This is a genomic window from Shewanella sp. ISS20 (assembly GCF_056522965.1).
This window is the reverse complement of sequence record NZ_JAWRZK010000001.1, coordinates 102,748-114,882: the sequence shown is the minus strand read 5'-3', so window position 1 is coordinate 114,882 and position 12,135 is coordinate 102,748. Positions and strand designations below refer to the sequence as shown.

At 46.7% G+C, this 12,135-nt stretch carries 12 protein-coding genes; 4 read left to right on the top strand and 8 right to left on the bottom strand.

The features are described from left to right. Positions 1-173: 173 nt before the first annotated feature. Entirely contained in the window at positions 174-1,184 is a 1,011-nt protein-coding gene (locus AC1HDP_RS00555) for an isocitrate dehydrogenase (protein WP_479637238.1), read from the top strand. 91 nt (positions 1,185-1,275) lie between these two features. Here the strand turns inward: AC1HDP_RS00555 and rlmM are convergent, their stop codons facing one another. From rlmM to pomA, 7 genes are all read right to left on the bottom strand, one after another. Continuing rightward, positions 1,276-2,361 (bottom strand): 23S rRNA (cytidine(2498)-2'-O)-methyltransferase RlmM, encoded by a 1,086-nt coding sequence (gene rlmM, locus AC1HDP_RS00550; protein WP_479637237.1) that lies wholly within the window; start codon positions 2,359-2,361, stop codon positions 1,276-1,278. A 111-nt stretch (positions 2,362-2,472) separates the two neighbouring features. Beyond that, entirely contained in the window at positions 2,473-2,862 is a 390-nt protein-coding gene (locus tag AC1HDP_RS00545) for a DUF423 domain-containing protein (RefSeq protein ID WP_479637236.1), read from the bottom strand. Continuing rightward, positions 2,859-3,488, bottom strand: a complete 630-nt coding sequence (locus tag AC1HDP_RS00540) for an alpha/beta fold hydrolase (protein ID WP_479639791.1) — start codon at positions 3,486-3,488, stop codon at positions 2,859-2,861. Before AC1HDP_RS00540 ends, AC1HDP_RS00545 begins: the two co-directional genes overlap by 4 nt. Before the next feature lie 13 nt (positions 3,489-3,501). Further along, positions 3,502-4,413 carry a transcriptional regulator GcvA gene (locus AC1HDP_RS00535; RefSeq protein WP_479637235.1) on the bottom strand — a complete coding sequence of 304 codons (912 nt, stop codon included), beginning with the start codon at positions 4,411-4,413 and terminating at the stop codon, positions 3,502-3,504. Positions 4,414-4,629: 216 nt separating this feature from the next. Then, positions 4,630-6,084 carry a tRNA uracil 4-sulfurtransferase ThiI gene (thiI, locus tag AC1HDP_RS00530; protein ID WP_479637234.1) on the bottom strand — a complete coding sequence of 485 codons (1,455 nt, stop codon included), beginning with the start codon at positions 6,082-6,084 and terminating at the stop codon, positions 4,630-4,632. Between the two features lie 149 nt (positions 6,085-6,233). Then, positions 6,234-7,166 (bottom strand): flagellar motor protein MotB, encoded by a 933-nt coding sequence (locus tag AC1HDP_RS00525; RefSeq protein ID WP_479637233.1) that lies wholly within the window; start codon positions 7,164-7,166, stop codon positions 6,234-6,236. A 2-nt stretch (positions 7,167-7,168) separates the two neighbouring features. Then, positions 7,169-7,936 (bottom strand): flagellar motor protein PomA, encoded by a 768-nt coding sequence (gene pomA / locus AC1HDP_RS00520; RefSeq protein ID WP_140931801.1) that lies wholly within the window; start codon positions 7,934-7,936, stop codon positions 7,169-7,171. A 354-nt stretch (positions 7,937-8,290) separates the two neighbouring features. On the opposite strand from pomA, the gene xseB reads away from it, so the two are divergent. Genes xseB through dxs form a run of 3 tightly spaced genes read left to right on the top strand, consistent with a single transcriptional unit; the run spans position 8,291 to position 11,304 of the window. Next, the gene (xseB, locus tag AC1HDP_RS00515) at positions 8,291-8,530 is read left to right on the top strand and encodes an exodeoxyribonuclease VII small subunit (protein WP_140931799.1); all 240 of its coding nucleotides are present in this window, start codon (positions 8,291-8,293) and stop codon (positions 8,528-8,530) included. Position 8,531: 1 nt separating this feature from the next. After that, positions 8,532-9,413, top strand: coding sequence for a (2E,6E)-farnesyl diphosphate synthase (ispA, locus tag AC1HDP_RS00510; RefSeq protein WP_479637232.1), 882 nt, complete (start codon positions 8,532-8,534; stop codon positions 9,411-9,413). Positions 9,414-9,435: 22 nt separating this feature from the next. After that, complete coding sequence (dxs, locus tag AC1HDP_RS00505) at positions 9,436-11,304, top strand: 1-deoxy-D-xylulose-5-phosphate synthase (protein ID WP_479637231.1); 1,869 nt, start codon at positions 9,436-9,438, stop codon at positions 11,302-11,304. A 190-nt stretch (positions 11,305-11,494) separates the two neighbouring features. Here the strand turns inward: dxs and grpE are convergent, their stop codons facing one another. Beyond that, entirely contained in the window at positions 11,495-12,088 is a 594-nt protein-coding gene (gene grpE / locus AC1HDP_RS00500) for a nucleotide exchange factor GrpE (protein WP_479637230.1), read from the bottom strand. Between the last annotated feature and the right edge of the window lie 47 nt (positions 12,089-12,135).

Sequence of the window (12,135 nt, the reverse complement as noted above, 5' to 3'; positions counted from 1 at the left end):
GGTTTGACACCACTTAGGCGCACTAAACACTGTGACTTAACTCAGCAAATCCTGTGAAAAATGTATAAAAGTGTTTAAAATAGCAAGCAGATAGCAGCAACCGCACCAACTTTAAGTCATATAAAAACATGACTCAACATAAGCAGTAACAATTAACAGTAAAAGGACGTTTCATGTCAAAAAGAACCATTACTGTCATCCCCGGCGATGGCATAGGTCCAAGTATTATTGATGCCGCCATTAAAATTCTCGATAAAGCGGGTTGTAACTTCGAATATGAATTCGCCGATGCTGGATTAGCTGCCTTAGAAAAACACGGTGAATTACTGCCACAGCGCACCTTAGATTTGATTGAAAAAAACCGTATTACCCTCAAAGGCCCACTGACTACCCCTGTGGGTGAAGGCTTTACCTCAATCAACGTCACTTTACGCAAAAAATTCAGCTTGTACGCTAACGTCCGCCCAGTACTGTCATTTGCCGGTACCCAAGCTAGATACGACAACATAGATATCATCACAGTACGTGAAAACACCGAAGGCATGTACTCAGGCTTAGGCCAGAAAATCTCGGCCGACGGCAGCACAGCCGAAGCCACTAGCGTGATTACCCGTCAAGGCGCCGAGCAAATTGCCACCTTCGCCTATGAACTGGCGCGCAAAGAGCACCGCAAAAAAGTCACCATAGTGCACAAAGCCAATATCATGAAATCTACTTCTGGCTTGTTTTTGAAAGTCGCCCGCGAAGTATCTTTGCGCTACCCAGATATTATTACTGACGAAATGATTGTCGATGCCACTTGCATGAAGCTAGTGATGAGCCCTGAAATTTTTGACGTAATAGTCACCACCAACTTGTTTGGCGATATTTTATCCGACCTGTGCGCAGGCTTAGTGGGCGGCTTAGGCATGGCTCCTGGCGCTAACATAGGTAAAGATGCCGCCATTTTTGAAGCCGTACATGGCAGCGCCCCAGATATTGCTGGTAAGAACTTAGCCAACCCAACCTCAGTGATTTTGGCCTCGATTCAGATGCTGGAATATTTAGGCATGGCCGATAAGGCAGAGCAAATCCGCAAAGCCGTATCAGAAGTGATTGCCCGCGGCGATAGAACCACCCGCGACTTAGGTGGCACCCACGGCACTACCGATTTCACCCAAGCGGTTATGGATAGATTAGGTTAAGCCTCTTCTTATACCTAAATTCTGCTCTCAGTAACGCAAAAAGGATGCACTAGGCATCCTTTTTTATTCGTGATTATCTAACAGCTTAGCATTAGAAACCGCACTGCACTTCTGGGCGCAGCCATAAGTGCACTGTCACTTCATCTCTGTCGTGGTACAAGTGCTTACAAGCTAACTTATGCGGAATTTCGTTCTCAGTTAAAATAGTGCTCATGGTCGCCAGAATTGTGCTGACTTCTTTATAGCGGCTCTTCATCGGTAACTTAAGGTTAAAGATGGCTTCTTTAAACCAGCCATTAATTGCCCAAGCTTCCATGAGTTCAGCTACGCGTGCTGGCTTTTCAACCATGTCACACACTAACCAGTAAATATTTTTGCGTGGCGGCTCAAAGCGGAAACCATCTTCACGGTAATGCTTTACTTGGCCGGTTTGCATCAGCTTTTCATCCATAGGGCCGTTATCCACAGCGGCAACAAACATGCCACGGCGTACTAACTGATAAGTCCAGCCGCCAGGGCAAGCACCTAAGTCCACTGACTTCATGCCTGAATGTAAGCGAGTTTCGTGATCTTCTTCCTTAAGAAAATGGATAAAAGCTTCATCCAACTTCAAGGTTGAACGGCTTGGGCCATCACTTGGGAATTTTAAACGGGGAATGCCCATAAAATGCGGTGAGCTGTTATTGCTGAATGAATAACCAGCATAAGCCTGACCTGGCGCCACAAAACACACATGGATAATTGGACGGTTAGGGCTTTCTTTATTCAGCAAGATGTCACGTTTCTTCAGCGCTTGGCGTAAAGGCACTGTGAATTTGCGGCAAAATGCCGACAATTCTTTAGCTTCATTGGTGTCTGGAGTTTCGACCCTAAGCTCACCAGCCTTGCTGATATTTGCTAATGCTTCAACAAGAGGTGATACGCGATCATCACTTGGTAAATCAGTCAGTAATGGGCCCGCGGCAAACATTTGGCGCGCGAAGATGAGAGAATCTAACGATAACTTTTGCGCCAGAACTTCACCATCATCCTCGGCAAAACATTCAAAGACTACATAGGCTTGGTTGGTCGCGGTTTTAACAAAACCACCAATGTTTAACTCAGCCGCACGGACTTGAATTTCTGCTGCGCAGTCTTTTTCAAAGCCACCGCGGCAATATAACACCAAATTCTTCATTTTTTTCTCGAGCCGCAATCAGGGCATAGTCACAATCAAAACGGCGGGCATTATAGCACTATTGTAGAATTTGTCTGCGCTTACCCACCATCCATTTCCAATGCTTCTAACCTAGCTTGCATCCACCGTTACGCGGCTGCGCCACACAGCTAATGCCAGCAGCAGCCAACCTAACATAAAGCAAAAGCCGCCAAGCGGGGTAATTGGCCCCATCCACTTAGTGCCCATTAAGGCATAAACGTATAAGGAGCCTGAAAAGAAGGTAATGCCGGCCATAAACAAACCGCCACTCCAATAGAGCAATTTAGAGCGAATGCTGATCCCGCACAGGGCTACTAAGGCCATGGCAAACACATGATAGAAATGATATTGCACCCCAAGGGCAAAAATAGTCACCATCTCGCTGCTGATCATATGTTTTAACCCATGGGAGGCAAATGCCCCAAGCGCCACGGCCAATAAACCATTCAGCGCCGCCAATATCATCAAACCTTTTATCATGCTAATCGTCCTATAAACTCACTTGAAGCCACTATGGCAGCCTGTACATTAGCGTCTGTGGTGGTGCCTGATAACTTGCGCGGTACAAAACTATGATCGCCGTCAGTAATCCATTGCACTTGCACATTAGGCGCTAACGGCCACTGCGCCACTTCGCTAACACCGCCAAACTTATCGCGCTCACCTTGCAGCACTAACACTGGGCATAACGGTGCTTGCAATGGCGCCAGCCGTGGCTCTTTGCCTTTTAAGGCGACAAAGGGATAGCCCAAACAAATGACGCCATCAACGTTAACTTCGTTGGCCAGGGTCGCGGCCATACGCCCACCCATGGATTTCCCCATTAACACCACTTTAGTGGCTGAACTTTGTTTAGCGATATCCACATAATGACTAAAGCATTCCAACAGCTTAGGGGCGCGATCCGGTGGCCGGCGCGCCCCTAATTGCCGACGCAGGCGCATATACGGGAAATCAAAGCGAAATACGCCAAAACCTTGGGCAGCTAAACCTTGCGCTATAGCTTCCATAAAAGGGTGAAAACTATCAGCGCCTGCGCCATGGGCCAGCAAAATTAAAGTATCAGGAGATTCTGGCCCAAGGTAGCAAGCATCACCGCGACTAATATCATCCGCAATTTTATCCAGGAAGCATTTCACTGCGTAGCTCCTCTGCAAACATATCTAGCATCCACTCTCTAAAGGCGACAATTTTACCCAGCTCAGCATGGCTTTGATGACACACTAAGTAATAGGCATCCTTACTCAGTAATACATCGGGGAAAGGACACACTAAGCGCCCCGCTTGAATATCAGGCTTAGCCAAGACGCTATACCCCAGCGCCACGCCTTGACCATGGGCGGCCGCTTGCAGCACTAAGGATGAATGGCTAAAAATCGGCCCTTGATTAACATTAATGTCAGTCACGCCCGTTTGCCTAAACCACGCTTGCCAATATTGGCGACTGGTATCATGCAATAAGGTATGAAACTTTAAATCACTTGGCTTAGCTAATGGTTTAGGGCCTTTAAGCAGTAAAGGTGAGCACATAGGAATGAGCACTTCATTACGCAGTTTATCGCTGCGCATACCTGCCCAATTGCCTTGGCCATAATAAATGGCGACATCGATATCGTCGGTAATGCTGGCGGTATCTGAATCCACCGCCTTAATCCGTACGTCAATGTCAGGGTTTTTCTCACTGAATTTGGCAAGACGCGGCACTAACCACTGAATGGCAAAGCTTGGTGACATAGCAACCGTCAACGAGCCAATCGCAGAGCGCGCCAGTAATCTGTCGGTAGCTTCACCAAGATGAATAAAGATGTCTTTGATTTCGAGGAAATAGCTTTGACCTTCTTCGGTCAATAATAATGAGCGATTCTTACGACGGAATAATTTAAGCCCCAAAAAGTCTTCTAATGCCTTAATTTGATGGCTGACCGCGGCTTGAGTCACAAACAGCTCTTCGGCGGCGCGGGTGAAGCTCAAATGGCGGGCTGCGGCTTCAAATGCCTTAACCGCATTGAGAGGCGGCAAACGTCTTGACATACTATTCCATTCCCTGTCTTTGTATAAGTTTTTCTAATCCGTATTGTGGCATTGCCGCGGGGGGATTGACTAGTTTTTTAAATCATTCCCTCCCAACAATTCAGCGGGCTAGCGATTTAATGGTTATTTTTGGCGGTTATTTTTTATAAAAAAACCGCAGCGTGGCTGCGGTTTTAGTTATTCACTCGCGATTAGGCGAGCTGAAAACGGACTGTCTTATGGACGGTAAACTTTCACATTGTCATAGCCCTGCTCCAGCAGATACAAGGCTTGCAATTTACTCATTACGCCGCGCTCACAATACAAAAGATAGGTCTTAGACTTATCAAGGTCTGCAAATTGAGTCGCTAATTTAAAGAAAGGAATCACTTTAATATCAACGCCATCAATTTCCAGCGGCTTTTTGTCTTCTTCTTCAGGCGCGCGAATATCAATGACAATCTCATTGGCCGCTACTGTATCTACTGATTCAGTTTCAGTGATTTTAGTATCCATATTGGCAGCAATTTCCTTAATATCGATGATTTCAATATCAGCCAAAATTCTATCGATTAAGTCTTCAGAGAACTTAAGCTCTTCTGCTTCAATTTTGCTTAATACTGCTTTTACCGTTGGACGCTGAGAAATCACGCCGCAATATTCAGGCATGGTTTTAGCAAAATCTTCGGTGCCAATGCGGCGTGCTTCATTGATGATGTCTTGCTTATCCATGGCAATCAGCGGACGCAAAATTAAGTTATCAACGCAGCGGTCTATCACATTGAGGTTAGTTAAGGTTTGGCTTGATACTTGGCCAACACTTTCACCTGTCACTAACGCTTGAATACCCATGCGATCAGCAATTCTGCCGGCGGTGCGCATCATTACGCGCTTTAAAATCACGCCCATTTGGCCGTTATCAATGCGCTCTAAAATTTCAGCCACTACTGGCTCAAATGGCACAGAGATAAACTTAACCTTGTGCGATTCGCCGTAAGTTTTCCACAAATGATAAGCCACTTGCTTAACGCCGATTTCGTGCTGCGCGCCACCAAGATTAAAGAAGCAGTAATGAGTACGGCAACCTTTCTTAATGAATTGGAAACTCGACACGCCAGAGTCAAAACCACCGGAAATCAGCGACAACACATCTTCTTGAGTCGCGATAGGGAAACCGCCTAAACCTTCAATGCGCTTTTCAACCACGTACAGTTTTTCGTGATCGATTTCTAAGTGCACTGTCATGTCAGGATCTTTAAGCTTAACGCACAGGGCTTCAGTAAACTGGTTTAAGCCGCCGCCAACATAACGCTCCACTTCGCTTGAGGTGAACTCATGCTGACCATTACGCTTAGCGCGTACGCAGAATGTCTTACCTTTCAGTTCTTCGCGATAGATAGGCAGTACGATTTGATAAATATCATCAACCGTAGTGAAAGTGTGCTCAGCTACTTGCAAGCTATGAGCAATACCTGGAATACACGTTAAGCGTTCAGCGAACACATCCAGCAGCTCAGGCTTAGTCGGCGGCACCAGCACCACGATGCGATCCCATTGACGTTGCACCTTGGCGCCTTCATCTATGTGACGCAATACATTGCGGATATTGGTTTCAAGCATCTTAATAAAGCGCATGCGCACAGGCTTGCTCTTCATCATAATTTCTGGGTAGATCTTAACGACAAACTTCATGGGACTAGACAACTCTTTTATACGGCAATGTGGGGATTATAACAAAATCACTGCAAAAGGCGCAGTCTCTTCATAGTTATCACTAAAAATTAAGCCAGAGCACTGGCGCTCTGGCTGGTTTGTTTATCTATACCCACACATTACTCTGCTTATTTAGCCACACTAATTTCATCGGACTCTTTGGCTTTGCCTTGCTCTATGCCGATTTCCACCCGTCGATTTCTGGAACGATTTTCTTCACTGGTATTGGCCACCAATGGATTGGTCGATGCCATACCCACCACTTTCATCCGCCCTTGCTCAAAGCCTTTGACTTTAGAAAACTCATGAGCCACAGCCACAGCGCGCTTACTGGATAAGTCCCAGTTAGAGCTATAGAGCTCGTTACTGATTTGCATATCATCTGTATAGCCTGAGACAGTAATAATCCCCGGTATATCCACTAAGATCTCACCGACTTTTTGCACCACAGGTTTAAATTTAGGTTGAATAAAGCCAGAGCCTGAGGCAAACGCCCCTTTTTCGCGAATGCGGATAATAATTTGCTGGCCTAATGATTCCACCTCAATGGCACCATCAACTATCTCTTTTTCTAATTTCTCGGCAATTTTCTTGGCTTCATTATTCACTTGCTCTTGTTGCGCCTGATTCTCGCCTTGGCTACTTTGGGTCACATCCATAGCGGTTTCGCGGCCACTGGCAGCGGATTCCCCACCGCGCTGTTCGCCTTGCTGCTCCTGCATACCACCGGCACTGTCATCTTCACCAGCTTGAAAATCGAGCACAGGTTCAGTCATTTCATTAGTTTGTTGCGTCACTATTTCAATGGGCGTGGGATCAGGGCGTCCTGGGCGAAACTCCAAGGCAATGACAGAAGTTCCTTTAGGAATATCTTTAACGTCAACTTTATTTTGCACCCCAAAGGCGAATTTCATCGAACCTGCCAGCTGCTTAAATTTGACCACATCCATTTCAGAAAATGACAACAGCAATACGAAGAAGCACATAAGCAGCGACATCAGGTCAGCAAATGTCGCCAACCAGCCCGGCGCTCCGGGCGGTGGACATACGCACTTACCCATGGCTATTCTCCGCCCGTGGTATCAACTTTACGTTTTTTCTCAGATAAGTAATTCTTAAGGAAACTTTCAATCACCCTAGGGTTTTGTCCGTCTTGAATGGCAAGCACGGCATCCATAATCAAGTTACGGTTCATGACTTCTTCCGCCATGCGGATTTCGAGCTTATCAGCAATGGGAATGGCGAACATGTTAGATAACATGGCGCCATAAAGCGTGGTTAATAAAGCAACCGCCATCGCAGGTCCAATGGATTTAGGGTCTGACATGTTACCTAGCATGGCCACTAAACCGACTAAGGTACCTATCATGCCCATGGCAGGTCCTACGTCGGCGATAGCTCTAAAGATTTTGACGCCAAGTTTATGGCGCTCTTCCGTGAGGGTAATATCTTTCTCAAGAGCGGAGCGTACTACTTGGCCATCGTGACCATCCACCAGCATATCGACGCCGCGCTGCATAAACGGATTACTAATTTGCGCTTCTTCTAGCGCTAAAAAACCGCCTTTACGGGCAGCGTCAGCCATGGTGACTGATTGCTCGATTAAGTCTTCCGGTTTATCGATTTTAAAGAAGAAGGCTTTGGCGGCAATGCCCCCAGCCCCAAAGAAAGCCCGCATATTAAATTTCATCATCACGACGAAAAACGACCCACCAAACACAATCATTACCGAAGGAATATCAATAAACATTCCTATGCCGCCACTTTGTATCATGGACATAATGATGAAACCGAATGAGCCAATAAGGCCGATGAGCGTTGCTAAATCCACAGTTTCTCCCCCATTCCCTTGGCACTAACGCCCTAAAATTAAGTTATCCGCATGCTTTTTTCATGCCATATAACTCAAAAAGTCCCCGGTTTGTTAACCACTAGGGGTATAATTGTCATTAATAGTGCGATTACGACAGGGCTAGTATTCATGTGATAATGATGAGTCACGGCAAAATCCCTATTCGCTGTCATCGTTATATCGGAAGTCCTTGGAGCAAGTTTAGCTACTTTTTACTTTTTCTTAAAAAAAATCAGAGCTAAAGCGTGCTTTCGTGCAAATATCCAATGACTCGATTTGACCCTATAACCGCCCTGATATACCTTGTCACCCGCTAAAACAGAGGAAACTGACGTGGCTAAAAAACCTGAAAATTTAAGTTTTGAACAATCGCTGGCTGAACTTGAACAAATTGTTGCCAATCTTGAGCAAGGCGAGATCTCGCTCGATGACGCTTTAAAGCAATTTGAACGCGGCATTGCCTTAGTTCGTCAAAGTCAAAACAAGTTGGATCAAGCCCAACAAAAAGTCAGTATCCTGATGGCCAATGACGGGAATGCTCCCCTCAGTTCTTTTGATGGTGATGAGGCCTAACGTGCTAGCTGTTGCGATAGAAAAATACCAAGCTCGTATCGATGAGCAATTAACTGAACATTTGGCAGGTTTGCCGAGTATCGATGCGCCATTACAAGCAGCCATGACCCATGGAGCCCTGTTAGGGGGCAAACGCATTCGGCCATTTTTGGTCTACAGCGTTGGCGAAATGCTTAATGTCGACTTAGCTAAACTCGACCCGTGCGCCGCTGCCATTGAATGTATCCATGCTTACTCGCTCATTCATGACGATTTACCAGCCATGGATGATGATGACTTACGCCGCGGCCAACCGACGGTGCATATTGCCTTTGATGAAGCCAATGCCATTTTAGCGGGCGATGCGCTGCAAACCTTAGCGTTTGAAATCATTAGTCGCCAAGATTTACCCCTGCGTCCTGCGCAGCAATTGGCATTAGTGCGCTGTTTAGCCAAAGCGTCTGGCTTTCAAGGCATGTGCGGCGGTCAAGCCATAGATCTTAATTCTACCAATCGCACCATTGATCTTGAGACCTTAACGCAGCTGCATACCATGAAGACAGGCGCGTTAATTCGCTGCGCCGTTGAAATGGCACTAATTTGCGCCGATGCCGATGACGCCACCAGTGCGGCCTTAATTGATTATGCCAATGCCGTAGGCTTAGCGTTTCAGGTGCACGATGACATTTTAGACATTACAGCGACGACCGAAGAGCTGGGTAAACCCCAAGGCTCAGATACTGAAGCCAATAAAAGTACTTATCCTAAGCTCTTAGGGTTAGCTGGCGCGCAGCAATGCGCCGATGCGCTAATCCAGGATGCACTATCAGCGCTGACTAAGTTACCGTACAATAGCCAGCTACTTGCCAACTTCGCCCGATATATCATCGCGCGAAGAACATAACATAGAGACAATGAATCTCACTATGACTCTGGATATATCTCAATTTCCATTATTGGCCCAAGCCGATACCCCAGAAGACCTGAGAAAACTGCCTCAGGAGTTGTTACCGCAACTGGCAGATGAGCTCAGAGAGTTTCTGTTAAAATCCGTGGGCATTTCTAGCGGTCACTTTGCCTCTGGGCTTGGGACAGTTGAATTAACTGTCGCGCTGCATTATGTGTATAACACTCCTTTTGATCGTTTAGTGTGGGATGTGGGTCATCAGGCCTATCCGCACAAGATTTTGACTGGCCGCCGTGACCGTATGCCCACCATACGTCAAAAAAATGGATTGCATCCGTTTCCATGGCGCCCAGAAAGTGAATACGACACCTTCAGTGTGGGTCACTCAGGCACCTCTATCAGTGCGGCAACGGCTATGGCGGTTATCGCGGATAAAGAAGCTGCTGGCCGAAAAGTCGTGGCTGTGATTGGCGATGGCGCCATGACTGGTGGCATGGTGTTTGAAGCCATGAACCACGCCGGTGACTTACATAAAGATATGTTAGTGGTGCTCAATGATAACGAAATGTCGATATCAGAGAACGTTGGCGCCCTCAACAATCATCTCGCTAAATTAATGTCTGGCCGCTTTTATACCACCATACGCGAAGGTGGTAAGAAGGTGCTTAAAGGTATGCCTGTCATCAAAGAGATGGCTAAGCGCACTGAAGAACACCTTAAAGGCATGGTAGTTCCTGGCACCTTGTTTGAAGAGTTAGGGTTTAACTATATCGGCCCGATTGATGGCCATGATGTCGATGCCATGGTCGAAACCATGCGTAATATGCGTAACCTCAAGGGGCCGCAAATTCTGCATATTATGACCAAAAAAGGTAAAGGCTACGCCCCAGCGGAGCAAGACCCTATCGGCTGGCATGCTGTGCCTAAGTTTGACCCAAGTCAGTTTAAAAAACCGGCCACTAAACAAGGTTTACCAACCTTTTCACAAGTGTTTGGCAAGTGGTTATGTGATATTGCCGCCACCGATGAAAAAGTGTTAGCCATTACCCCTGCCATGCGTGAAGGCTCAGGTATGGTGGAATTTTCACAGCGCTTCCCTGAGCAGTATTTTGATGCGGCCATTGCCGAGCAACACGCGGTGACATTAGCCGCAGGTTTTGCCTGTGAAGGGTATAAGCCAGTCGTTGCCATTTACTCGACTTTCTTGCAGCGCGGTTACGATCAGCTCATTCACGATGTTGCCTTGCAGCAATTGCCGGTACTGTTTGCTATCGATCGCGGTGGCATTGTTGGCGCCGATGGCCCAACGCACCAAGGGGCGTTTGATATCTCGTTTATGCGCTGCATCCCTAACATGGTGATCATGACGCCAAGCGATGAAAACGAATGTCGCCAAATGCTGTACACAGGTTACTGCTATCAAGATGGCCCAAGTGCGGTGCGCTATCCTCGTGGCAGTGCTACAGGTGCTGAGCAAGTTGAAGCTATGACTGCCATGGAAATTGGTAAAGGTCGCTTAGTGCGTCAAGGGCAGAAGATTGCTTTGATTAACTTTGGTACGACCTTGGCCGATGCCTTAATCGTGGCAGATGAGTTAGATGCCAGTGTGGCCGATATGCGCTTTGTGAAGCCGTTAGATGAAGCCTTAGTGCTTGAACTTGCGCGCAGCCATGATGTATTAGTCACTATTGAAGAAAATGCTATCGCGGGCGGCGCAGGCTGCGGCGTACTGGAATTACTGGCTAAACACAAAGTGGGTAAACCTGTACTGCAAATCGGCCTGCCCGATGAATTTATCAAGCATGGTGGCCCTGATGAAATCAAGCATGACTTACAGCTTGATAGCGTAGGCATGTTAGCGCAAATCAAGGCGTATATGGCCATTTAGGTCTAAGGCTATTGAAACATTAAATAGCCCCACTCAAATAAGCGCTCAAGTGTAAACAAACGCTTAAATAAGCAAATAAAAAAGGACAGCTTAAGCTGTCCTTTTTGTTGCGCTAATTTTGTGGCGCTAACCGTTGAGGAATTTAATTAACTCACTCAACTCTGTGATGTCTTAGGTTGATGCCTTGGGCTTAGCCTTGTGACACCATGACCATAGCTGGGCGCAATAAACGCTCATTCAACATAAAGCCTTTTTGCATCACCATCATTACGGTGTTAGCCGCAAATTCAGTGCTTGGCTGCATGCCAATGGCTTGATGTTGCTCAGGGTTGAACGCTTCACCCATAGGGTCGATTTGCACCACACCAAACTTGGCCACGGCCGAAGTTAAGGTTTTTAAGGTCAGCTCAACACCTTCATGAATCGCCTTAGTGGCTTCATCATCTGGATTGCCCGCGGCTAATGCGCGTTCCATGTTGTCAATCACAGGTAATAATTCAGAAACGAACTTTTCCAGTGCAAACTTACGCGCTTTCTCTACCTCAACGGCTGAGCGGCGACGAATATTGTCAACTTCAGCAGCAGCGCGTACGACTGAATCTTTCTGTTCAACGACAGTAGCTTCAGCAGCAAGCAATTGTTGCTCTAACTCTTCAACTCGAAAATTAGCCTGAGTTAATTCGTCAATTAAATTCGACTCATCAGCGCCTTCCTGATTGATTACCATTTCTTCAGTAATCACTTCTTCATTGTCGGCTTGCGCCTGTTTTGATTCGTTGGTCATTCCTAACTCCAGCAAAAATGCTTTGTTTCTGCAAACTCACAGCCTAT

What these genes read in the sequence shown, in the direction of transcription:
- AC1HDP_RS00555 (WP_479637238.1), top strand. Translation starts at nt 174, where the DNA reads ATGTCAAAAAGAACCATTACTGTCATCCCCGGCGATGGCATAGGTCCA.
- AC1HDP_RS00525 (WP_479637233.1), bottom strand. Translation starts at nt 7,166, where the DNA reads ATGGGTAAGTGCGTATGTCCACCGCCCGGAGCGCCGGGCTGGTTGGCG.
- grpE (WP_479637230.1), bottom strand. Translation starts at nt 12,088, where the DNA reads ATGACCAACGAATCAAAACAGGCGCAAGCCGACAATGAAGAAGTGATT.
- AC1HDP_RS00545 (WP_479637236.1), bottom strand. Translation starts at nt 2,862, where the DNA reads ATGATAAAAGGTTTGATGATATTGGCGGCGCTGAATGGTTTATTGGCC.
- rlmM (WP_479637237.1), bottom strand. Translation starts at nt 2,361, where the DNA reads ATGAAGAATTTGGTGTTATATTGCCGCGGTGGCTTTGAAAAAGACTGC.
- dxs (WP_479637231.1), top strand. Translation starts at nt 9,436, where the DNA reads ATGACTCTGGATATATCTCAATTTCCATTATTGGCCCAAGCCGATACC.
- AC1HDP_RS00535 (WP_479637235.1), bottom strand. Translation starts at nt 4,413, where the DNA reads ATGTCAAGACGTTTGCCGCCTCTCAATGCGGTTAAGGCATTTGAAGCC.
- thiI (WP_479637234.1), bottom strand. Translation starts at nt 6,084, where the DNA reads ATGAAGTTTGTCGTTAAGATCTACCCAGAAATTATGATGAAGAGCAAG.